This is a genomic window from Nostoc sp. (genome assembly GCF_036917415.1).
Lineage (GTDB): Bacteria > Cyanobacteriota > Cyanobacteriia > Cyanobacteriales > Nostocaceae > Nostoc.
On sequence record NZ_JBALDJ010000114.1, the window covers coordinates 250,296 to 272,134 of the forward strand.

Below are 21,839 nucleotides of genomic sequence, written 5' to 3' on the forward strand. Positions count from 1 at the left end.
TAATTCCCCTTTGTCCCCCTTGTCTCCCCTGCTCCCTTATCTTCCCCAGTCCCCAATCCCATCTTCTCCTGAAACTGAGGAGTATCTTAGAGATAGAAGTTTGATACTTGTTAGGTGGCGATCGTGAATACAAAGGAATTCCTGCGATTGATCGAAAAGCAGCCCCCATGTCCTCAGACACTACCAAAAGGGCTGCAAGCAATGTGGTATGACAACAAAGGTGATTGGAGCAAAGCTCATGAAATAGTTGCAAATGCCAGTGATGCTGACAGTGCTTGGGTTCATGCTTATCTGCACCGTAAAGAAGGCGATTTGAAAAATGCCCATTTCTGGTATCAACGCAGTGGTCAGCTAGAATTTTCAGGAGAACTAAGCCAGGAATGGGAACAAATAACTTCTGTATTGCTAAAGAAGGTCAACGTGACGCATGAATGCTGAAGAATTAAAAAGGCGTTTTGCCGCAGGAGAAAGATATTTTCCAGCCGTCAACTTGAGTAGAAACAAGCTGATTGGAGCCGATTTGCCTGGAATTAATTTATGGGGATCTGACTTGAGTGGAGCTAACTTAGCTAAAGCTAAACTGTGGGGAGCAGATTTGAGTAGAACTAATTTAGCCAAAGCGAATTTGACCAGAGCTAATTTGAGCGGTGCCAATTTGAATGAAGCAAATCTCCGGGGAGCAAAACTCAACTATGCCAAGTTGTATGGAGCGAATCTGACTGGCGCTTACTACGATGAGAGTACGCGGTTTTCTAGAGGTTTTGACCCCATCAGTCAAAATATGCAAAAGGTGTGAAGGGGATTGGGGACTGGGGGAAATGAGGGGATGAAAGAGCGGGGGAGCAGGGAGCAGTTGTAGTAAGTTTTTCCCTTCTGTCTCTTTTCAATGCCCAATGCCCAATGCCCAGTCTCCTTTAAATAACTGATAAATGATGTGAACCATCCAACATAGACGATATCAACATTTGTTCAAAGACTTTGGAAAGAGCAGTTTGAAAACGCTGACGATGCTTGATTTTGAAAAAAGGTCGAACTATTTCTGCGTAGGCGTAGCTCGCCGTAGGCATCGCACCGTTACCTTCTCTATTATCAATAACTCGAATTGCCCGCAAAGTCCCCAACTGGATTTCTTTTTTTACCATCAACTCAGAAATTCCAGTTGCACCTACACCATTTTCAATCGCGGCTTTTGCCATCTCACCACTGGTGAACACTAAAATTACATTCAGTTCGCTGAGGTTGATCCCCCAATTTTGCAACGCTTCCTCAAACCTTTGCTGTGTACCAGATTCCCGCACCCGCATCACCCAAGGAGTTTGAGTTAGTTGGCTTAAATCTATTTCTCCCCACTCAAACCAAGGGTGTTTTTGACCGACGACAATTTGCAAGCGATCGCTCGCCACTATTTCGTATTCTAGAGTATTCTGAAGTGCTGGCTTCACATCTCCTTCTACCAAACCTAAATCAAACTGTCCCATTGCTGTACCGACACAAATCGTTTCTGCATTGGCAAGGGTACAGTCAATCTGAATACCAGGATATTGGCTCTTAAACTCACTAATCTTACTTGGTAGCCAGTAGTTACCAATTGTCAGACTCGACCCTAATTTCAATTCACCCCGTTGCAGATTGTTCAATTCTCGCAATCCCCTTTCTGTCAAGGAAACTTGATCGAGAATTTTTTGCGCTTCCACTTGCAGTAATTTACCCGCTTCAGCAATCTCGATATGGCGACCAATTCGATGGAATAGTTTCACTCCGTATTCTTGCTCTAGGTTGTGGATTGCTGCGCTGACAGCAGGTTGTGTAATATAAAGCTCCTCTGCTGCGCGAGTAAAGTGTAAGTTCTGCGCCACAGCTAGAAAGATTTTTAGCTGCTCAAGCGTCATTCCTGCCATTTATCGTATCCCTAAAACTTAGTGTCAAAATTTTAATCACTTTCATTTATCATTTTGACAAATAAAAGCATTTGATTCTATCGGTTAGTTTGACTAAAGTATAAATCAAGGCTTTCTACCTAGTCATTTGTCATTGGTCATTGGTCATTTGTCATTTGTCATTTGTCATTTGTCATTGGTTATTGGTCATTTGTAAATACCCAATGCCCCATGCCCAATACTTCTCTACGAGAGGCAACGCTCAGTACAAGTGCCTAATTCGCAAGCATGAACATAAGGACATCCACAAATGAACGATTTAGTAACTGCAATTACCACAGGGATTACCGCATTCACTGCCACCAACATTGATGATATTGTGATTCTGACGTTGTTTTTTTCACAAATAAGTACAACGTTTCGCAGTCGTCACATCTTTGCTGGTCAGTATCTCGGTTTTGCAGCATTGATCGTTGCTAGCCTTCCTGGTTTCTTCGGTGGATTAATCATACCGCAAGACTGGATTAGACTACTTGGTTTTATGCCAATAATCATTGGTATGAGCAGTTTACTAAAACGCGAAGAGGATTCATCTGAGGAAGCCGAAGAAGAAACTGAGCCGTCTTGTCCCTCTATAGTTAGCAGTTTTCTCTCTCCGCAAACTTGCAATGTCGCTGCGATCGCCTTTGCCAATGGTAGTGATAATATCAGTGTCTATGTACCCCTGTTTGCCAACTCAGAATTAGACAGTCTGCTGGTAATACTAAGTGTATTTTTTACCCTAGTCGGTGTATGGTGTTATACCGCTTGTAAATTAACCTACTTGCCTGCGATCGCCAACTTTTTAACTGAAAATGGCAAGACTTTTGTACCTTGTATCTTGATTGGTTTGGGCGTGTTTATTGTCACAGAAAATGTTACTTGGACTCTTTTATCTGTAATTTCTAGTTATATCTTCTCATTAATTGTTAGGTTTCAATACTCAACCGTCGAGTGAAGAACAAGAAAAACTAATTGTCTAAAAAGAAGTACATTATGAATTCCCAACAGCAAAATATCTTACCTATCAACAGGAATCAAAACATGAAAATATGGAAATCTCTGCTAATTGTCTTAATGATTGTCGCTAATTTCGCCTTTGCTCAACCTTCTTTTGCTGATAAACCAAAATTTAGCAAAAACCCTGATTATATCGAAGTCACGAAAACGCTTGGTAAACTGACTCAAGCAAAAGAAGCCCAAACTGAAGTAGAAGGTGTCACACCAGAGAAAATTCAGCAGAAAATCGATGAGTTAACATTCCAAAAATATGCTTTAGAGACGGGAATCAATTGGGGTCAATGCGAAAACAAAACAGGTAACACCATAGCAGTATATGGCAAAAGACCAAATGAGGAAGAGGATGACGATGCTATGTACGAGAACGGTCTATATTTTCTAGCTGATGGTCAGTCTACTAAAAATAACTGGGATTGTGATGGCTTCTATCTGCCAAATGATGCCACAATTACAGGTTTAACCGCAGACGGACAAGCTCAAGAATTTACAGAGGCAGTGGCTATTAAGATACCTGATGGCAGTAAGTTAACAATTAAAACTAATCCAGATACTGCTGCAATTGAAATCAACATTCCTAATGCTCAAATTGTCAAAGCTAACGAAGTTAACTGGTTTATTCCGAATGTATCACAGGCTATAATATATACACGGGTTCCCAATGCGCCTACCATGAAGTCTTAAATCATTGAACGTTAAACAGTTACTAGGCGTATGGTAAGAATTTAGACTTATAACTGTTTAGAAATTGTTCTCAATTTTAACAGGGAAACAGCCAATTTCAGAGAAAAACAGGACAAAAACTGGTGAAAAATCTCTCTGATCTTGGCTGTTTTTTTATGAATCTTATTACTTATAGTTGCTCCATAACATCAATTATCAGTTCCGAATTATTCGGTCAGGCTTGTTTTATTTCGATATCTGCATTAAAATAAATTTTGGAAAAATGTACAATCACAACAAGCATATTTCAGTAGCGCAACTATTGCGCTGGGTGCAAGTTATCTGGAAAGAGATTTCCTACTACCTGCGCATTTTTTTGACAGAAGCTGCTTTGGGGATAAGGGTGTTATTGATGCAGTTAAAATTGAAACCCACAGAAGAAGATAAAGATAAAAAAAAGCCAGGACGACTGAATCCGTCTAGAATTCGAGATCACTTGGCAAATGAGCGTACCTACCTCGCTTGGATGCGGACAGGGATCGCTCTTTTAGGTTTTGGTGTTGTCATCGTGCGTTTGCGTGCCTTCCAAGTACCTTTGATACCTCGTCCTGGTAACGGCTGGAAGTTAGGTTTAGTCTTCTCGCTGGTGGGTTTAATTACGGTGTGGCTCTCAACAGGACACTATTTTGCTGTCCGTCGTGATATTGAAGAAGATACTTACGAACCAACAGACCGATGGGTGTTACTGTTCAGTCTCGCCGTGATGATTCTCGGCGCTGGGGTAATCTATTTTGTTTTTACAACTTCTTTAGATCCAATGAGTCCAGTTATCCCTGAGTAATAAGATTTTTAAAATCGCACCTTATACAACTCGAATAATTCCCCTGATTTATGGGTTACGACTTTAGCACCAGCGGCCTTAATCGTTTTTTCCCACTTAGCCAAAGGTTCTAAAAACACCTCAGCCCCTAAATAGGTTTCCAGAACTGCCCAATCTTCCGCTAAAGGCTGTTCTGGATTGAGAACGTCAAATACAAAATGTCCACCTGGTTTTAACACCCGCTTGACTTCTGCTAGTACAGCATCCCAATATTCGAGGGGAAAATAGCAGCTAAATCCTGTGGCGATCGCTAGATCAAACTGCTCTGATGAATAGTTTAACTGATGGGCTGCTCCCAACTCAACCCCTTTGAACAGCTTAGAATTCAACTGTGGCCCACGAGAATTCAGGGTATCGCGTGCCACATTACTGATTTCTTGCCCATGAAAAAATGCTTGCCAATCCCGCCAAGGATAGATTAAAAAGCTGATTCCACAGCCAATATCTATACAGTGTTGGTTTTTTTGAGGTTTAGCAATTTCCCAAAAAGGGGAAGCAATTCTCCCTGAGAAACTTCCAGCAATCCACTCGCCGAATATCGGCATCGCCTGTACTTCCGCTGGCAGTTCAAAGGTTTCGCGTTGATATTCTCGGTTAAAGCGATAGGCTATTTGGGCTAATCTTTCGTCCCAGTTGGTTGATTTGGGTGAACTAAAGAGATTTTGAAACTGAGAATCGGGCTTTTTAGACATTTAAGTTTTTGCTACTCTTTTTAAGGATTGTAGTCAAATTCGCAAAGCGATCGCTACGGCAGGCGGGTACACCATCGCACCCCCATCCAATCTCCTGCTAAGGTTTGTCCGAAGTCATTGGTACTAGGACTTACGCACAAGTAACGGAAAACGAACCACAGAGGACGCAGAGTTTACGGAGAAATGAGAGTTTGAGAGGGTTTTTGCGTAAGTCCTAGTACTAATGACCAATGACCAATGACCAATGACCAATGACCAATGACTAATGACTACTATTCAACTTTTTCATACCAGATACCTACTTTCTCAAAAGCACCATAAGCAAGCTTCAGAAAATTCACTATTCTCTGTTTCCCAATTATCCCAAATTCTTTATACTCTCTAGCCTCTGCAAAAGTCAGGCGATTTTGGTCAATTATGTTTCTTTCTCTGTATGCTAATTTCGGAAAATCTATAACTTTTATCTGATATTTATTTACTATGTTTTGATAGTTAGAGTCTGACTCTAGATGTTCCCAATCATCACACAGCCCTAAATTCCTCACCAGAATATGAGGAATTTTCTCACCATAAGTATTTACTGACTGAGTAAACAGGTTGATGCTGTCGTATCCTCCTGTCGATACAAACCATTTGCAAAACATCACTCCCTGCGAACTTCCTAATTCAATTAATTGATTAGAGTCAATCCACCCTTGTACTGCTCTATGCGATTGTGCTGCTAAATTCACAATTACTGGCTTCTCTATCGCCCACTCAAATATTCTATCTGCCTTATTTGCCTGTCGTTCATTCTCACTAAACACAGCATATTTACATATCTCCTTATATACCCCTGCTACATCTGGATTTGATCTATCTGTCTCTACTGGTACAAATGGGATTCTCTTATCCAGACAATACTGAATCATTGTCCTGGCAAAGAGAGACTTTCCTACCCCGCCTTTTTCACCATCCACAAAATGAATCGTCGGCATTACAGCCACCTCTAATAATTATTAAAGTCTGATACATCTTTCCCAAACTAAGAACTTTTTGGCCATTGCCCCCAAGTATTTTGGTGGTTTTATGAGAAAGTATAACCGTGATTTGGATATAGTTTTCCAACAGTCTCATTTTACACAGGCAAAGTCCGTCTGCGCGGACTAAGGGACTTCCAATTTAAAAAATGTCCCATCGCTTTGAGGGCAGGGGGCAGGGGGCAGGGGGCAGGGGGCAGGGGGCAGGGGGAGGGAAAGTCGTTTTGATGGGCGTGAAATTGGATAATTTATTTCTTGGAAGTCCCTAAGACAAAACAAGGGGCTTAAGCCCCTTGTTATAAACTGCGGAAGCAGGTTTTGTTTAGACGCGGTTTCTAACTGCGCTTTTAGCTGCAATATTAGCCTAAATCGAAAAGCAAGATTTCGCCGCCGATGTTGGTGCTAATTTCTAGCTGTTCTTCGCCATTGATTTGTACACCATCACCGGCTCTGAGTTCTTCACCATTTAAGTTGACTATGCCTTGCGCTACTTGTAACCAAGCATAACGATCCGGTTTGACTTGATAATTAACAACATCACCTGACTCTAAAACAGATGTGTATAAATCAACATCTTGGTAAATTGTCACAGCACCATCGCGCCCATCTTTAGCAGCAATTAAGCGAAGTTTGCCACGCTTTTCTTCTAGAGGAAAAGCTTTTTGTTCATATCTTGGTGCTAATCCTTCTCGATTGGGAAGAATCCAGATTTGTAGCAGGTGTAGTGGTTCTGTTGGTGAGGGATTAAATTCACTGTGGCTGATTCCAGTTCCAGCACTCATAATCTGGGCATCACCAGGGCGAATCACCGAGCCAGTACCCAAGCTGTCTTTATGCTCTACAGCACCTTCTAAGACATAAGTGAGGATTTCCATGTCACGATGACTGTGGGTAGGGAATCCAGCACCTGGGGCGATGCGATCGTCGTTAATTACCCGCAGAGAGCGAAATCCCATCCGGTTAGGATCGTAAAAACTACCGAAGGAAAATGTGTGATAACTATCGAGCCAGCCCATTTTTGCGTGACCACGGGCATTGCGATCGTGAATTAAGTGGGTAATTGTATTTTGAGACATAAATTTACCTCGTTGTTAATTGTTTTTAGAATTCTGATTGATTAAACCTAATTTATAACTATTTAAATAGTAAAGTATATACATATAAAATGAAAAGTACGGTTTACCCTATAATGCTTATATATCAGTTACTATAAACTTAATTTCACACTTTTAGCATTAATTTAAGTTAGTTTTTGCGCTTTTATGGCTGCAATAAATTAGATTCATTTTGGGTTAAAACTGTCTTAGCTGTATTGGGTTTGGTAGTAGGTGAAGTAATAGATATTTTACTTTTTTCCAGTAGCAGATACTAAAGAATTAGTGATAAAAAACCGATGTATTATTTATTAATTAACAACACACAGATGTGCATCCCTACTTAATCGAAACTATGGAGCGATCGCTGTCTGTAGTACAGCAGGGTGTAAATAAAGCATCCATTTTAAATCAATGAAACTTTGCGGTATAAAAATTACGCATAGCTGTACCAGCTTTTTAATCAAACAAGGCACGATTACCCCTGATGAGTCAATCATTCTTTAAATGACTATAAATCTCACTAGTGGAAGACGTTTTACCAATTCAGATTTTTTACCCTATTTGCAGAATGATGTTGTCTAGGAAGAGAATTTAGAGCGATCGCATTTTTAACTGCTTTGAACATCATCGGTTTGCAACAGGGTAAGTGGACACAAAACTTACTGAGTGCTGCGAAAGTTCTGGATTTTTAAATTCCCTCCAATAGGGGTTGACAGTACCAGCCTTAAATGTATAAAAGAGTAATCTAAAATCCAAAATTGTCTGACTGATGCAAATTCAAATCAGGGCAGCTTTGGGAGGAAATATGATAGGCTTAAAAGGAAAGAATGCTTTAATTACAGGTGCAACTTCAGGTATTGGTCAAGCGATCGCTATCAGACTCGCTCAAGAAGGGTGCAACATCGCCATCAATTACCGCTCATACCCTGAAGCCGCGGCAGACACCCAAGAGATGGCATTGCAAAAATCCTGCGGAAATATCGAAAATTGTGGTGTGAAGTCGCTGCTGCTTCAGGAGATGTCTCCCAAGAATTAGACATTGTTGAGATGGTCAACACCGTAGTCAAGGAATTTGGCAGTTTAGATATTCTAGTTAATAATGCTGGCATTCAAACAGAAAGTCCATCCCACGAAGTTACCACAGCAGACTTTGACCGGGTAATTGCAGTCAATCTCCGGGGTGCTGATCTCTGCGCCCGTGAAACTATTAAACACCTCCTGTGTGTTAATTGTCCGGGAGCGATCGTTAATATTTCCAGCGTTCACGAAATTATTTTGCGACCGATGTATATCAGTTATTCCATTAGCAAAGGCGGGATGGAAAACCTAACCAAAACTTTAGCTTTGGAATATGCAAGCCTTGGTATTCGTGTCAATGCCATTGGCCCCGGAGTAACGATTACGCGAATGAATCAAGCCTGGATAGACGATCTTGAAAAAAAGGCAATTGTAGAAAGTCACATCCCAATGGGACGTGCTGGCTCCTCTGATATCATGTCCGGTTAATTAGTTATAATTCCCGTAATCTATGCAGAAACCGGAAAATCCTCTTTCCCCCTGCCCCCTGCCCCCTGCCCCCTGCCCCCTGCCCCCTGCCCCCTGCCCCCTGCGGGCTTAATGATAAGTCACCGGACATGATATGAGGAGATGGCAGCCGCAGTAGCTTTTTTAGCTTCGGATGAAGCCGCCTACATCACCGGACAAACGCTATTTGTAGATGGTGGATTGACTCTATATGCTGACTTTTGGGAATCTTGGTCAGCTTGAGGTTAGGCTGGCGTACTTTCCACAATTAAGCCGATACATACCATTAGTGGAATTAAACGCCCATGACTAGCGCGATCGATAAGAACAGTCAGATGGAAGCACAAGCCTGGGAATTATTGGGAGAGTCCGTAATTTACTACCAAGGAAAACCCATTGGTACTGTAGCCGCACACGATCCGGAGTCAGATGCACTCAATTATGACCAGTGCTTCCTCCGCGATTTTGTCCCTTCTGCCTTGGTGTTTCTCATGCACGGCAAAGCAGAGATTGTGCGTAACTTCTTAGTAGAAACACTGAAATTACAAAGTCATGAAAAGCAGATAGACTGCTTTGAACCAGGAGCGGGATTAATGCCTGCCAGTTTCAAAGTACATTTTAAGGGGAATGAGGAATTTTTGGTTGCTGATTTTGGAGAGCAAGCGATCGCTCGTGTTCCCCCAATTGATTCTTGTATGTGGTGGATTCTCTTGCTACGGGCCTATGAAAAAGCTACAGGTGATTTGTCACTAGCGCGTCAGCCAGATTTTCAAGCCGGAATCAAACTAATTTTGGATCTTTGCTTGGTACATCGCTTTTCCATGTACCCAACAATGTTAGTTCCCGATGGCGCGTTTATGATTGACCGTCGCATGGGAGTTTACGAACATCCTTTAGAAATTCAGGTATTATTCTACGCATCTTTGAGGGCTGCTAGTGAATTGCTTTTAGCAGATGGGGATGGCGATAGCTACCTTAACAAAGTCAATAGGCGATTGGGATCTTTGAAATATCATATCCGCAACTATTATTGGCTAGACCTGAAGCGATTGGGGGAAATATATCGTTACAAAGATAACGAATTTGGTAAAGAAATTGTTAATAAATTCAACATCAACTCAGAATCAATTCCTAATTGGTTGACCGAGTGGTTGCCCGAAACTGGAGGATATTTAGCGGGAAATCTTGGGCCAGGGCGGATAGATTTTCGCTTTTTCGCTCTGGGAAATCTGATGGCAATCTTAACTTCCTTAGCAAGCGTTAAAGAATCTCAAAGCATTATGAATTTATTCGCCCAACGTTGGCAAGACTTAATCGGCTATATGCCTGTTAAAATTTGCTTTCCCGCTTTGGAAGGTTTAGAGTGGAGAATTGTTACAGGATGTGACTCTAAGAACAGGGCTTGGTCTTATCACAACGGCGGTAACTGGCCCGTTTTACTGTGGTTATTTACCGCTGCGGCACTGAAAGCCGATCGAACAGAACTTGCTCAAGCAGCGATCGCTATTGCCGAAAGGCGTTTATTTAGAGATAAATTCCCAGAATACTACGATGGCAACAATGGTCGTTTAATTGGCAAAGAAGCCCGAATTTATCAAACTTGGAGCATTGCCGGATTGCTAGCTGCTAAAAAGCTTGTGGAAAATCCAGAGTACTTGGAATTAATCAGTTTTGCAGAGGGTCTTGAAGGCCCAGGCTGTAGCCTGTAGTAGTGAATCAATACGGTTCGGTTAAGGTTTTTTGATGAAAATTCTAGCTCGCTAAAGGCCCGATAAATCTCCGTCAAGACGAAAGACTGATTATTGTAGAGACGGCGATTCATCGCGTCTCTTGCCTTAACCGAACAGTATTGCGTAGTGAATACCTCGCAAGGTTTTACCCCAAAGATAATTTAGTGCTGTAATTATACAGGGTGTTTCTGCTAACTAGTACAGCGGGCGCGTAAATTCAGCTACCATCTCAATTCAGCAGACAATAGGCAGACAAGTTGTTCTGAGCAACTGGTTAAAGGTAGGCAAACTTTTGGCTGTACTAACTATACTGACATAACATTACAAGCGGGCAAACTTTTGGTAAGTATAATTTAGGAAATAGTATATTTGTTCCATAAAAATCCTGATTAAAAGGTTCCAGCGATCGCACAGCCTGCTTCTCCATCAGAGAGTACACCAACGAGTGACCCTGCCTCTGAATAACCTTCTCAAATATCCGATAACTGATACACTATATTGTAAGAAGTATCTGAAGTGTCATACTTAGTAATATGTAATATCACCAGATAGTCTTTGCATAATTAGCACGTTTTAACGTGTATTAACCATGAAAACTACTTCAGATTTAATTCCAGAATTTGAAAAACTATTCAGACAAAAATTACAACTAAATAATTGTAAACTAAGAAAGAAAAGACAAGAGAATAATTATGAAATTATTACTCCAGCTAAAGACATCTTTTTGATGTATTGGTCTGAGTTTCCAGAAGTTAACTTAATATATCAGGCTATAGGGGTACGCACTCAGCAAACTGGAGTTTATGAGCGAGCTATTCGTTCGCACATTAGTTTTTGTGTGAGTAGCATCCAAGAAAATCCTAGCCCGGAATCACCATTATTGATGAAATAGCTGAGACTCAGATAACACAGACAATATTTACTAAGCTCTCGCCAGTTTTCTTATATAACTGACGAGAGTTAATTGCCGAAAATGTGTTTATCAAGAGACAAAAATGCAATCCGAAAAAAAATCAAGCTCGAGATCGGCTAGATTATAAAACCTTGTTAGCCAATGCAAAGCAAGCCTTAAAACTGGTAGCGATGTCTACGACGGGCTACGCCTACGCCATTTGACTTCTTTTACCAAAATGTAGAAAATCGCGTTGAGAACCTCCTACATCTCAACTTAAAGAAAAGCGACCACCCGGTTTCACTTCCAAATTAGGTCACTAAGTACAGCCCACCACAAAAAGGGTATGGAATTTAATTATTCGTAGGTTGGGTAGAACGAAGTGAAACCCAACATCAAGCCTCGATATTTCCGAACCCCTTTTACGGTGACGTGTACTAAGAGCCTATTTATAAAGTAAATCTAAACTGGAAAAAGTCAAAATCATCAGCTTTTCTTAGTGCCAAAGACTCCTGTAACATATATATGCTTTTACCCAAAAAATAGCCAGTTACGAACCATAGAAAGTTAAAAAACTTGGCAGAGTGAGCGCTGACTAATGTGTTCTAGCTGTGATATAGTCTGCGATCGCCATTAGAGGTTGCGCCTTTTCACCGAAGCAAGCTAATTCTGCTTTTGCTGAGTCAACCAATTTTTGGGCTTTGAGTTTTGATTCCTCGATACCCCACAAACTGGGATAAGTTACTTTTTGCGCCTTTTGATCTTTGCCCGGAGTTTTACCGAGTTCCTCCTGAGTACCAGTCATATCAAGCACATCATCAATAATTTGAAAAGCTAGACCAATATTACGAGCATAGTGAGAAAGCGGCAGCAGAATTTTATCGTCCACTCCCGCCAATAGTGCTCCTGATAAAACAGACGTTTCCAATAAAGCACCAGTTTTGTGGGCATGAATAAAGTTGAGAGTTTCGATGTCAATATTCTGCAATCCCTCAGATTGTAAATCAACAACTTGACCGCCAACTAGACCTGTTGCTGCTACTGCATGAGCCAACTTAGCAACAACCTGCAACAACTGCTGGGCAGCAACTTTTTTGGTTTGAACCACAAGAAACTCAAAGGCGTAAGCTAAAAGTGCATCACCAGCTAGAATGGCAATGTTTTCGCCATAAATTTTATGGTTAGTTAACTTTCCGCGTCGAAAGTCATCATTATCCATTGCAGGTAAGTCGTCATGGATTAGAGAAAAGGTGTGAATCATTTCCAGCGTACAAGCAGTAGGCATCGCCATCTCGATTGTGCCTCCAGCAAGTTCACAACCGGCAAGACATAGAATCGGGCGTAGGCGCTTTCCTCCAGCCAGCAGGGAATAGCGCATAGATTCGTAGAGTATTTCTGGATGGGCTATAGTAATTGACTGTTCAAGCGTTGATTCAACTTGCGATCGCCGTTCTGATAAATAGGCTTTAAGGTCAAAAGTAGTTTCTTTAAAAGATGACCATTCAAAGATTTGAGTATTCACCATAAATATTTATCTTCAAAATTACAGTACTACACCTAATCGACAAAATCTGGCTGACAGGAACTATTAAACAACGCTGCTTTAGGAATTAATATTATGTTTGTTTGATTACTTATAATTACCGTAATCTATGCAGAAATAGGAAAACCCTCTTTCCCCCAGCTAAGAGCCCCCTGCTCCCCTGCCTCCTATTTGTATCAACCTTAAAGTGAAACGGTATTACCCTTCCCTCAGCGCCCGATTTCTACGTCTTCAAGGATGCCAAGTGCATCGGGGATGAGAATGGCTGCACAGTAGTAGGCGCTGACAAGATAAGAAATGACGGCTTTTTCGTTGATACCCATGAATTTGACGGACAAGCTGGGTTGGTATTCATCAGGGATACCCGTTTTGTGTAGACCTATCACCCCTTGGTTTTCTTCTCCGACACGGAGTACCAAAATAGAGCTAGTACCCTCCTTGGTAATTGGAATTTTGTTACAAGGAAAAATCGGATAGTTGCGCCATGCAGGTACAATCTTTCCATTGACCTCCCTGCTTGGGGAATAGATTCCACGACGGTTACACTCCCGCCCAAAAGCAGCGATCGCGCGAGGATGAGCAAGGAAAAAATGGGATTTGCGCCGCCGAGAGAGCAATTCATCAAAATCATCTGGAGTCGGTGGCCCGGTGCGGGTAAAGATGCGTTGCTTAAGATCGGCATTGTGCAACAACCCGAAATCAGGATTATTCAGCATTTCGTATTCTTGCCGTTCCCGCAACGCTTCGATGGTCAGCCGTAGTTGTTGCTCCGTCTGGTTCATGGGTTCGTTGTAGATGTCAGCAACTCGCGTATTCACCCGTAAAACGGTTTGAGCGACGCTTAACTCATACTCCCGTGGACTCAAGTCGTAATCAACAAATGTCCTGGGTAACTCAGTTTCCGGACTATGACCAGCAGTCATAATGATCTCGGCCTGATTATGCTTATCCTGGGGTTTGCTCAACATAGCTCTAAAGCGATCGACCTGAGTCTGCAACGCTTCAGACTGGTTCATCAACTCCCGAAACGCCTGTACTGGCAAAGACAAAACTATGCAGCGCGTAACAGCTCTGAGGCTAACCTCCCAAGTGTCCTGAGATAGAACTATAGCTTCGCCACCAAAACAATCGCCGTCAGCTAAGATATCCCGTAAAGCTTCCGCCTCATATTTGCCTGCCTTCAGCTTATTAACTTTACCACGAGCAATTAAGAACACGCGATCGGCTGGTTGACCTTCCTGTACAATTACCTGACCAGGGGCAAATTCTTGTTGCACAAAGCGGTCTGCCAAGGCGTTGAGTACCTCAATATCCTCAAACCCGCGCAGTAAAGGGAGTTCACAAAGTGCTTGGGGAATGACCCGCACCTGAGTCCCTGTATTGGTAAAGCTGACTCGTCCATTACCAACATCATAGGTCAAGCGACGGTTAACCCGATAGGCCCCACCCCTGATTTGCACCCAAGGCAACATCTGTAACAACCACCTAGGGGTAATGCCCTGCATCTGGGGCGGAGTTTTCGTGGTTTTGGCTAAATTCCGCGCCCCTTTCGTGCTTAAGCTGATCTGGGGTTGCCCATTTTCTTGGTCTAAATCTGGTCTAATCGAAACATTTGTCATAAAGTTAACGTTTCATGCGACTAAATTTACTCTCCTAACAGAGAGCATTGGAGGGTAGGAACGAACGACCGTTCGTTCCTACTTTAAAGAGGATGTCCGACTACTTAGAGACCAATTTCTATATCTTCAAGGATGCCTAGTGCATCAGGAACGAGAACGGCTGTAGAGTAGTAAACACTAACCAGGTAGGAAATAACGGCCTTTTCGTTAATCCCCATAAAACGGACAGACAAACTAGGCTGATATTGATCGGGAATATTCGTTTTGTGCAGACCAATAACACCCTGGTTGGTTGCTCCCACGCGCATTAACATAATGGAGCTAGTACGCTCTTTCGTAACGGGAATCTTATTACAAGGATAGATGGGAATACCACGCCAAGCCGGAATTGCACTGTTACCCATCGGGATAGGATCGGGATAAAGTCCAAGGTGGTTACATTGCCGACCAAACGCCGCAATGGTGCGGGGATGAGCGAGGAAAAAGCTCGGTTCTTTCCAAACAATGGAGATCAATTCATCGAGATCGTCGGGAGTTGGGGGACCACTGCGGGTAAAAATGCGTTGTTTGAGGTCAGCATTGTGTAGCAGTCCGAAGTCACGATTGTTCACCATTTCGTATTCTTGGCGTTCCCGTAGGCCTTCGATGGTGAGCCGTAATTGTTCCTCAGTCTGGTTCATGGGTTCGTTGTAGAGGTCAGCAACCCGTGTATTAACTTGCAAAATAGTCTGAGCCACGCTTAACTCATATTCCCGTGGATTCAGTTCATAATCTGCAAACGTCCCAGGTAATACTGCCTCTGGGAAGTGGTCGGCAGAAATTCTGATATCAGCTTCCCCTTCTTGGTTTTTGGGTTGCCTCAACTTTACTCTGAATTGATCCACTTGCGCTTGCAGAGCCTCAGACTGGTTAACCAGGTTCTGAAAGGCTGTTTGAGGTAGAAACAAGATGGTGCAACGGGTAAGAGCAACGAGGGTGACATCCCAAGTATCCTGAGATTCCACTAAAGCGTAATCACCAAAATGGTCACCATCAGCTAATACAGTCAAAACAACTGGCTCGTCATACTTGCCTGGACTAATTTTATTGACTCTACCATGGGCAATCAGCACTACTTGATCAGCCGCTCGACCTTCTTGTATGATGACATCTCCGGCTGCAAATTCTCGTTGCACAAATTGACGAGCTAAGGCGTTTAATACCTCGACATCTTCAAATCCCCGTAACAAAGGTATCTCAGTGAGTTCTTGAGGGATGACCTGTACCTGGGTCCCTACATTGCTAAAGCTGATCCGTCCATCTCCAACCGTATAGGTTAAGCGACGGTTGACCTGATAGCTACCCCCCACGGTTTCTACCCAAGGCAGCAGTTTTAAGAGCCACCGTGAGGTAATTCCCTGCATCTGGGGTTGGGTTTTGGTGGTGCCTGCCAATTTCCGCGCCGCTTCGATCTGCAAACTCATTGGCAGTTGCTCAATTTGATTTTCTATAGGAGTGTTTGCTGCATTAGTCATGATTAATCTCCATCAGTAATGTTAGTTGACAAGTTATTTGATTGACCAGAATTGGGACTCAGATTGAGCTAACCTTTCGTTCCTAACAGCGATCCGATTTGCATAGCCGAAGTCCCTAACCCTGTTGAACCACTCAGTAAGTTCTGCACCACTGGCTGAACATTGGTTTGAGTTTTTTCGTGACCTACACTTGGTCTAATTTTGGTTGCGGCAGTGCCTAACCCTGTGGGGCTTTGGAGTAATCGCTTTTCTGACGAGTTATTCCGCAATTCAAATTCCTTATAGCGGTCTACCGCCCTATGCCATTTGAGTACCCCACACATCCACTGCTCTAGTTTCTTGATGTAACCGTACAGTTTCTTACGGGCACTGGTATCCAGGTCAAAATCATCACACAAGATAGGGAGTTCAGTCGCAACGATATGTTGAAACTGAAGGGCACGGGAGGTCATCAGGTCGTTAACAATGGCGACAGCGTGGGGAATATCGCAGTTCAGGAAATTCTGAACCGCCAGCACACCGTTATTAATCTCGCCCTCAAATTCGATTTCTTTCTGGTAAGAGAAAATATCGTTCGTCAAACAGGCGAAGTCAGCAGCTGAATTATCAATTGCCTGCATGGTTCGGGTGGCGAAGACCTCTGGTGGGATCTCGTCCCCTTGGGAAAGTCGAGACAGGCTCATAGTTAGATCGGAGCCAAAGGTCTTACGACGCATTTCCACATAATCTATCGGGTCTGGAATGCGATTTTGGATCTGGTTAGCCAGTTCCCATAACCAACTTTCCGTCATATCCTCGATCGCCTGACGAAACTGGCGACGAGCATTAGCGGTCATGGGGTCAGCCGTCCGCGCCCAAATATCAGCTAAACCCCGTTCAACTGGGTTTGTTGCTTCGGGAATGGGATCTCCATCAAGGGGCATAAAGGCTGATAGCCGAGCGTTGAAAACTTTTGCCCCTGCCATGTTGCGGCTATAGCCATACAGTGCCGGGAAGTAGTCATCGGCATAGGTTCCCCAAACCAGCCAACAGGCTGTGATATTCAATTCAGCACTAGATCCATTGGGATGAATATAAGCACCACATAAGGCTACGTCGGCCACATCAAATTTGTGGTCATCCCAGATGTAAATGCTGGGCATCCCTGGCAGTACGTCCAACATCCCCATTTGACGCGCCCATTCTTTAGAATGCCGCCGAGCCTCTTCTAGATGGTGATTCAAACTGGTGGAGAAAGGCATATAAAACTGCGGCAAGGTTACTGGCCCTACAGGCTGATAGGGAACATGGGTGAAGCTTTTGAACCGTTTTAGTCCCAAACTATCGTATAAGGCTCCTAAACGAGCCGCCGATGTACCTAGTCCAGTAGGGCCACCTAAAAGCCAGTTTGCTGTCGAAGATTTGTCTGATGTCTGGTTCATGTAGCGGCTCGATCTCATGTGCCACTCATGACCCCCCGACTGCCAGTCCTGAAGTCCTTTGGCATATAGGACGACTTTCAAACGCTCATCGGGACTGAGACTATATTCCTCGAACAAGGAAGGAAGCTCAGTAACAAAGGTGTTCTCGAACTGTTGCACTCTAGACGTTAGTAAGTCGTTAGTGAGGTTGGCCGCCTCTTGGGTACTGACATCAAGGAATCGTTCCAAGACCAGGATACAGTTAGCATTTTCTCCTTCTTCTTCAACTTCTCTTTGGTAAGAGAAGATGTCATTTCGCAGATGTACCCCGTCAGAAAAGGTGTCTTTGAGGACACGCATTGGTCGAGTGGGGGCGATCGCAGCCGGAATTTCTGCCCCAACCGCGTGTTCCACCAGGTTAGCTGACCAGGGCGCTCCCCCCACCTTACGGCGCATCTCAATGTACTCAATCGGGTTAGCGACTCGATCCTGGCTGATATTGGCGAGTTCCCAGAGAGATTCTTTGAGAAGATTGATGGTACTCTCAGAAAATCGGATTACCCAGTCTTGGGAGGCATTGGGGATGGTACGATTCCAGAGGTCTACTAAACCCCTTTCTACAGCATTAGTGGGTTCTGGCGGCGTTTTTTGGGGCTGCACTGGCATAAACGCTGGTAGTCTATTGAGGTACTTCTTAGCCCCAGCCATATCTTGGCTACGCTTGTAAAGCTCAAGGAAGTGATCGTCAAAGAAAAATACCCAAACATACCAATCAGTTACCAGATTGAGCATAGGTTCATCGGTATCTGGATGGGTATAGGAACACAATAGTGCATAGTCATGGGCATCAAACTTGCGCTCATCCCAAATCCCATAATCTTCTGATCCCTCTTCCCCACCCAAAATCCCCATTTCATAAGCCCAGGCTTTAGAATGTACCCGTGCCGCTTCCAGGTTTGGGTTCAGCCGTGCCAGCCAAGGCACATAAAAACTTGGCAACTTAAAAGGTTGCTTGCTCATTGTCTATTTAAACCTATCATCTTAAGCTTATTGTCTTGATTGAAGTCGTGTTGACAAAAAAGAATACATGCGTCAGTCGTCAGAATAAGCGTATGAATTCTGTACGAGTGGCGGATGAATAAATGGTGAAATACCACACAAAATTGAAAATTTGGTGGTCTACCCTTCTCTACCAGAGGCTGCGCCAACGAAAACGTTAAAGGCGAACAATCAGTGGTGAGTCTGTAGCTTGCTTGCCATAGACTATCCCCTACTAATTGATTCTGACTTCTGAATTCTGAATAGCTGAATTATTCTTCAATTTGATATTTGCGGTTAATCTTTGATGCAATGAAGTTACTCCTTGTAATTAAAAAATTCACAATTGACTCTTGTTAAGTGGCTTGTTAGTGAAACTTTTATTATGCAAAACTCTTAATAAATATATATTGATTAACTATCAATTACTGCTTTTGAAGGACTAGGTTCACGTGCCGCAGCAACTCGAACCCACTAAGAAAATTTGTCATGCACCTTCAGCCAATTATTATATTTCCTCTACTCCAAAAATAGCCATAAACAGTTGTTTATAAGACAATTTCAGCTTTATCAATAAAATGCAATGAGAGTTCAAACATTTAGTTATCATTAAGTAGACACTTAAGACTGTATACATATCTGGATTCAAAAAATACTATTATTAGCATAGGTTAATGCAAACTTTTTTATATTCATTGACTATTTACTAACTATCAATTTACAGCTTATCAACAGGATAATCAAGAGAAACTACAAAATATCCTACTTTTCCCACCTTTCCTACTTTTTTACGTAAAATAATATTGTATTTAAGAGACCATTTATAAAGTAAATCTTTAGAAAACTAGATTAATAGCATAATACGAGTCATAACGGCATATATGGCAGCTTCACTCCTGGACTGGGAGATGTTCATAATCCGAACTTCGACGACGGTACTGGTTCAACCAGCAATCATGTTCTTTCTACTACCCAACGCTTGGGCAAAACCTGAAATTCTTGAGCGGTACGCCGTATGACTTCAACATCAGCTTGGATCATTAACCAAACTGAAAGCGCAAATTTATCACCGTCATAACCAGAATCAAACCACATGATTTTGACTTTTTCTAGTAATTCTGGACGCTCTTCTAAAAGTTCCATCAAAGCATAGGCAGCAAGTACTCGTTCTGAACCATTTGCTTCACTGACAACCACTTTCAACAACAATCCCAGACTATCAACCCAAGTCTGCCGCTTTCTACCTTTTACTTTTTTAGGACTTACGCAAAAACCCTCTCAAACTCTCATTTCTCCGTGACCTCTGCGTCCTCTGTGGTTCGTTTTCCGTTACCTGTGCGTAAGTCCTATTTTTTACCGCCATCGAAGCCGTACACATCCCACGCCAGTTGCTTCTCCCCACGCAAACATTACGCACAACTTGAACAAGAATCGAAGCCGTACACATCCCACGCCAGTTGCTTCTCCCAAGGGGAGAGCCTGCGCGAACAAGTCGGCAGAGCCGCCCAACGCACTGGCTCCCTTTTTTCAGTCGTTCTTATCGATTGACTGTCTGCGGCAATGCCTACGGCGAGCTTTGCTAACTGCCAGGGTTAAGTTGCTACGGTAAGCTTTCATACCACTCTCTCGGTGCTGTTTACTATCTATTCACAGTCTAAGTAGGTAGGCGTAAATAATTATTGTTGGGATAAGGCAGGGGGCAGGGAGCAGGGAGCAGGGGGAGAAAGAGTTTGAGCCTTATTTACTTTTCTTTACACAGTTTGATTTTATTGCACCAACTTACTTATACTGAGAAAGCTTTTTTACAACATTCTCGACTTTTCAAACAACCTCTTAATTGAAACCGATAACTCCCGGAATTTCAAGAACAAAATCTGCCCCATATACGGATGCAGGAGTCTGAAATCCGACCTTAACTTCGCCTTTAATTACCCGTTTGATAACTGCTATAGCCGCTAATGCCGTAAAATCGTATGCTTCCGGCCCTAAGAGCTTTGCACTTACTTGTTGACCAGTTTCATCCTCAGCAATACCAATTACTCTAACTTGCCCCTTGGCTCGTTCTGCTGCCGTTGGCCCAGTCGGAAGAGTTTTAATTAGACTTGCTAAAGCACTTTGGAATAAAGACGAGTTAAATAACCATCCCAAATACTGGCTTGACTCCATCAGGAAGCGCACAGGATTAGGAAATACGGTATAAACCTCAATATTGGGGATACCCGTAGTTTGGAACGCAGTGATAATATCAGCACGCCAAGGGTTTGTTACTGCTGTCACCGGGCCATAACCAAAATCAATTTTACGCCTTTTTGATGCTGGACGAGATGAGATCAGCTTACCTGCTTCTCGGACTACCCCGATATGATGTAAAGTTGGCAGTACTGTATTTGCAGTTCCTTGAGATACACCTCCCACTGTTTCATAGATTAAAATAAGTCGTGTTGCAATCGCTAACTTCTGTTTGAGGTAAGCAGCTACACAATCAGTAGGGACGACCCCAAATCCCACACCAGGGAGAAGCATTATCCCTGCACTTTTAGCTTCAGTATCTCGTGCTAGTAGCGCCTGAAATTCAGGTACTTCGCCAGCTATGTCTAAATAGTGAGTTTTAGTTTGGAGGCAGGCATCGACAAGTGGCTTTGAGGTTTTGGAGAAAGGCCCAGAGCAGTTGATGACAGCAATTATATCCTCAAGAGAACGAGCGATCGCTTGCGGATCGTCTAGGCCAAAAACCCGAAAGTCCAAACTTAATTCATCGGCCACTGCTGCTAGTGAACTTTGATTGCGTCCAGCTAAAATTAATTCCAGTCCGTTATTTTTAGCAGATTCAGCAATGAGTTTTCCAGCATAGCCAGTTGCACCATACAATAACACCCTTGATGTCATTATTATCACCAGCTAGGAGTTGTTTGCAATCTGCTGCCATAACCTGACTTCAGGTGGTTCAACTAAAAATTGTCCTGACTTTTCGCTCAAAGCTTTAATATACGGCTGCTCTAAGTGTTGAGCCAAAATTTCTTGGCTGACCCAGTTTTCATGCAACAGAAACAAAGATGGCTCTTCAACAGATTGATGTAAATCGTAATTAATACAACCTTCTTCTGCAAGTGTAAGAGCTATTACAGATTGAAATTCCTGTTTGAATCCCTCCTCCAAACCCGGCTTTACTTTTAATCGAGCGGTGACTGTTACTTGCTGATTTGACATTGTTATTCCTCTTTTTTCTGAGATTAGTTCAACGGGCAGCGCCCAGGATTCAGGATTCCTCAATTTCAGCACAGCAAGTTGGGGAATC

The 21,839-nt window shown here is 42.9% G+C and carries 20 protein-coding genes and 2 pseudogenes; 10 read left to right on the forward strand and 12 right to left on the reverse strand.

The annotated features are described in order from the left end of the window. Positions 1–123 precede the first annotated feature (123 nt). Both V7K41_RS26555 and V7K41_RS26560 read left to right on the forward strand, forming a co-directional pair. On the forward strand, positions 124–438 hold the full coding sequence (locus V7K41_RS26555; RefSeq protein ID WP_334853025.1) for a hypothetical protein: 315 nt from the start codon (positions 124–126) through the stop codon (positions 436–438). After that, positions 428–796, forward strand: a complete 369-nt coding sequence (locus V7K41_RS26560) for a pentapeptide repeat-containing protein (protein ID WP_334853027.1) — start codon at positions 428–430, stop codon at positions 794–796. Before V7K41_RS26555 ends, V7K41_RS26560 begins: the two co-directional genes overlap by 11 nt. A 118-nt stretch (positions 797–914) precedes the next feature. Here the strand turns inward: V7K41_RS26560 and V7K41_RS26565 are convergent, their stop codons facing one another. Continuing rightward, entirely contained in the window at positions 915–1,898 is a 984-nt protein-coding gene (locus tag V7K41_RS26565; protein ID WP_334853029.1) for a LysR substrate-binding domain-containing protein, read from the reverse strand. A gap of 289 nt (positions 1,899–2,187) precedes the next feature. Between V7K41_RS26565 and V7K41_RS26570 the strand changes: the two genes are divergently transcribed. From V7K41_RS26570 to V7K41_RS26580, 3 genes are all read left to right on the forward strand, one after another. Next, entirely contained in the window at positions 2,188–2,874 is a 687-nt protein-coding gene (locus tag V7K41_RS26570) for a cadmium resistance transporter (RefSeq protein WP_334853030.1), read from the forward strand. 86 nt (positions 2,875–2,960) lie between these two features. Continuing rightward, positions 2,961–3,617 carry a hypothetical protein gene (locus tag V7K41_RS26575; protein WP_334853032.1) on the forward strand — a complete coding sequence of 219 codons (657 nt, stop codon included), beginning with the start codon at positions 2,961–2,963 and terminating at the stop codon, positions 3,615–3,617. A gap of 262 nt (positions 3,618–3,879) precedes the next feature. Beyond that, on the forward strand, positions 3,880–4,437 hold the full coding sequence (locus V7K41_RS26580; protein WP_334853034.1) for a YidH family protein: 558 nt from the start codon (positions 3,880–3,882) through the stop codon (positions 4,435–4,437). Positions 4,438–4,445: 8 nt separating this feature from the next. On the opposite strand, the gene V7K41_RS26585 is transcribed toward V7K41_RS26580, so the two are convergent. The 4 genes from V7K41_RS26585 to V7K41_RS26600 all read right to left on the reverse strand — a co-directional run bounded on the left by V7K41_RS26585 (position 4,446) and on the right by V7K41_RS26600 (position 7,781). Further along, entirely contained in the window at positions 4,446–5,168 is a 723-nt protein-coding gene (locus tag V7K41_RS26585) for a class I SAM-dependent methyltransferase (protein ID WP_334853036.1), read from the reverse strand. Between the two features lie 272 nt (positions 5,169–5,440). Then, a complete protein-coding gene (locus V7K41_RS26590; RefSeq protein ID WP_334853037.1) occupies positions 5,441–6,145 on the reverse strand; it encodes a mobilization protein in 705 nt (234 codons plus the stop codon). A gap of 401 nt (positions 6,146–6,546) precedes the next feature. Beyond that, positions 6,547–7,263, reverse strand: a complete 717-nt coding sequence (locus tag V7K41_RS26595; RefSeq protein WP_334853039.1) for a pirin family protein — start codon at positions 7,261–7,263, stop codon at positions 6,547–6,549. Between the two features lie 371 nt (positions 7,264–7,634). Further along, positions 7,635–7,781, reverse strand: coding sequence for a hypothetical protein (locus tag V7K41_RS26600; RefSeq protein ID WP_334853041.1), 147 nt, complete (start codon positions 7,779–7,781; stop codon positions 7,635–7,637). Between the two features lie 272 nt (positions 7,782–8,053). Here V7K41_RS26600 and V7K41_RS26605 point away from each other — a divergent pair, with 272 nt between their 5' ends. The 5 genes and pseudogenes from V7K41_RS26605 (at position 8,054) to V7K41_RS26625 (ending at position 11,430) form a co-directional block, all read left to right on the forward strand. After that, the gene (locus V7K41_RS26605; RefSeq protein ID WP_334853043.1) at positions 8,054–8,320 is read left to right on the forward strand and encodes an SDR family NAD(P)-dependent oxidoreductase; all 267 of its coding nucleotides are present in this window, start codon (positions 8,054–8,056) and stop codon (positions 8,318–8,320) included. Further along, the gene (locus V7K41_RS26610) at positions 8,272–8,790 is read left to right on the forward strand and encodes an SDR family oxidoreductase (RefSeq protein WP_334853044.1); all 519 of its coding nucleotides are present in this window, start codon (positions 8,272–8,274) and stop codon (positions 8,788–8,790) included. Before V7K41_RS26605 ends, V7K41_RS26610 begins: the two co-directional genes overlap by 49 nt. 135 nt (positions 8,791–8,925) lie before the next feature. Beyond that, positions 8,926–9,051: pseudogene (locus tag V7K41_RS26615) on the forward strand (SDR family oxidoreductase); the annotation flags it as partial. 62 nt (positions 9,052–9,113) lie between these two features. Further along, complete coding sequence (locus tag V7K41_RS26620; protein ID WP_334853046.1) at positions 9,114–10,517, forward strand: glycoside hydrolase 100 family protein; 1,404 nt, start codon at positions 9,114–9,116, stop codon at positions 10,515–10,517. Positions 10,518–11,127: 610 nt separating this feature from the next. Further along, positions 11,128–11,430, forward strand: coding sequence for a hypothetical protein (locus V7K41_RS26625; protein WP_104909170.1), 303 nt, complete (start codon positions 11,128–11,130; stop codon positions 11,428–11,430). A gap of 595 nt (positions 11,431–12,025) precedes the next feature. On the opposite strand, the gene crtE is transcribed toward V7K41_RS26625, so the two are convergent. From crtE to V7K41_RS26660, 7 genes and pseudogenes are all read right to left on the reverse strand, one after another. Then, the gene (gene crtE / locus V7K41_RS26630) at positions 12,026–12,955 is read right to left on the reverse strand and encodes a geranylgeranyl diphosphate synthase CrtE (protein WP_334853048.1); all 930 of its coding nucleotides are present in this window, start codon (positions 12,953–12,955) and stop codon (positions 12,026–12,028) included. A gap of 227 nt (positions 12,956–13,182) precedes the next feature. After that, positions 13,183–14,592: a family 2B encapsulin nanocompartment shell protein gene (locus V7K41_RS26635; RefSeq protein ID WP_334853050.1), complete on the reverse strand. Its 1,410-nt coding sequence runs from the start codon at positions 14,590–14,592 to the stop codon at positions 13,183–13,185. Positions 14,593–14,696: 104 nt separating this feature from the next. Beyond that, complete coding sequence (locus V7K41_RS26640; RefSeq protein ID WP_334853052.1) at positions 14,697–16,106, reverse strand: family 2B encapsulin nanocompartment shell protein; 1,410 nt, start codon at positions 16,104–16,106, stop codon at positions 14,697–14,699. A gap of 68 nt (positions 16,107–16,174) precedes the next feature. Continuing rightward, on the reverse strand, positions 16,175–18,526 hold the full coding sequence (locus V7K41_RS26645) for a family 2 encapsulin nanocompartment cargo protein terpene cyclase (RefSeq protein ID WP_334853054.1): 2,352 nt from the start codon (positions 18,524–18,526) through the stop codon (positions 16,175–16,177). 862 nt (positions 18,527–19,388) lie between these two features. Continuing rightward, positions 19,389–19,801: pseudogene (locus V7K41_RS26650) on the reverse strand (transposase); the annotation flags it as partial. A gap of 576 nt (positions 19,802–20,377) precedes the next feature. Further along, entirely contained in the window at positions 20,378–21,430 is a 1,053-nt protein-coding gene (locus tag V7K41_RS26655; protein ID WP_334853056.1) for a saccharopine dehydrogenase family protein, read from the reverse strand. A gap of 12 nt (positions 21,431–21,442) precedes the next feature. Next, complete coding sequence (locus V7K41_RS26660) at positions 21,443–21,751, reverse strand: putative quinol monooxygenase (RefSeq protein ID WP_334853058.1); 309 nt, start codon at positions 21,749–21,751, stop codon at positions 21,443–21,445. Positions 21,752–21,839: the final 88 nt, after the last annotated feature.

Excerpts from the sequence above, each read along its gene's own strand:
- V7K41_RS26560 (WP_334853027.1), top strand. The coding sequence starts at position 428 with ATGAATGCTGAAGAATTAAAAAGGCGTTTTGCCGCAGGAGAAAGATAT.
- V7K41_RS26565 (WP_334853029.1), bottom strand. The coding sequence starts at position 1,898 with ATGGCAGGAATGACGCTTGAGCAGCTAAAAATCTTTCTAGCTGTGGCG.
- V7K41_RS26570 (WP_334853030.1), top strand. The coding sequence starts at position 2,188 with ATGAACGATTTAGTAACTGCAATTACCACAGGGATTACCGCATTCACT.
- V7K41_RS26575 (WP_334853032.1), top strand. The coding sequence starts at position 2,961 with ATGAAAATATGGAAATCTCTGCTAATTGTCTTAATGATTGTCGCTAAT.
- V7K41_RS26580 (WP_334853034.1), top strand. The coding sequence starts at position 3,880 with ATGTACAATCACAACAAGCATATTTCAGTAGCGCAACTATTGCGCTGG.
- V7K41_RS26585 (WP_334853036.1), bottom strand. The coding sequence starts at position 5,168 with ATGTCTAAAAAGCCCGATTCTCAGTTTCAAAATCTCTTTAGTTCACCC.
- V7K41_RS26590 (WP_334853037.1), bottom strand. The coding sequence starts at position 6,145 with ATGCCGACGATTCATTTTGTGGATGGTGAAAAAGGCGGGGTAGGAAAG.
- V7K41_RS26595 (WP_334853039.1), bottom strand. The coding sequence starts at position 7,263 with ATGTCTCAAAATACAATTACCCACTTAATTCACGATCGCAATGCCCGT.
- V7K41_RS26600 (WP_334853041.1), bottom strand. The coding sequence starts at position 7,781 with ATGATTGACTCATCAGGGGTAATCGTGCCTTGTTTGATTAAAAAGCTG.
- V7K41_RS26605 (WP_334853043.1), top strand. The coding sequence starts at position 8,054 with ATGCAAATTCAAATCAGGGCAGCTTTGGGAGGAAATATGATAGGCTTA.
- V7K41_RS26620 (WP_334853046.1), top strand. The coding sequence starts at position 9,114 with ATGACTAGCGCGATCGATAAGAACAGTCAGATGGAAGCACAAGCCTGG.
- V7K41_RS26625 (WP_104909170.1), top strand. The coding sequence starts at position 11,128 with ATGAAAACTACTTCAGATTTAATTCCAGAATTTGAAAAACTATTCAGA.
- crtE (WP_334853048.1), bottom strand. The coding sequence starts at position 12,955 with ATGGTGAATACTCAAATCTTTGAATGGTCATCTTTTAAAGAAACTACT.
- V7K41_RS26635 (WP_334853050.1), bottom strand. The coding sequence starts at position 14,592 with ATGACAAATGTTTCGATTAGACCAGATTTAGACCAAGAAAATGGGCAA.
- V7K41_RS26640 (WP_334853052.1), bottom strand. The coding sequence starts at position 16,106 with ATGACTAATGCAGCAAACACTCCTATAGAAAATCAAATTGAGCAACTG.
- V7K41_RS26645 (WP_334853054.1), bottom strand. The coding sequence starts at position 18,526 with ATGAGCAAGCAACCTTTTAAGTTGCCAAGTTTTTATGTGCCTTGGCTG.
- V7K41_RS26655 (WP_334853056.1), bottom strand. The coding sequence starts at position 21,430 with ATGACATCAAGGGTGTTATTGTATGGTGCAACTGGCTATGCTGGAAAA.
- V7K41_RS26660 (WP_334853058.1), bottom strand. The coding sequence starts at position 21,751 with ATGTCAAATCAGCAAGTAACAGTCACCGCTCGATTAAAAGTAAAGCCG.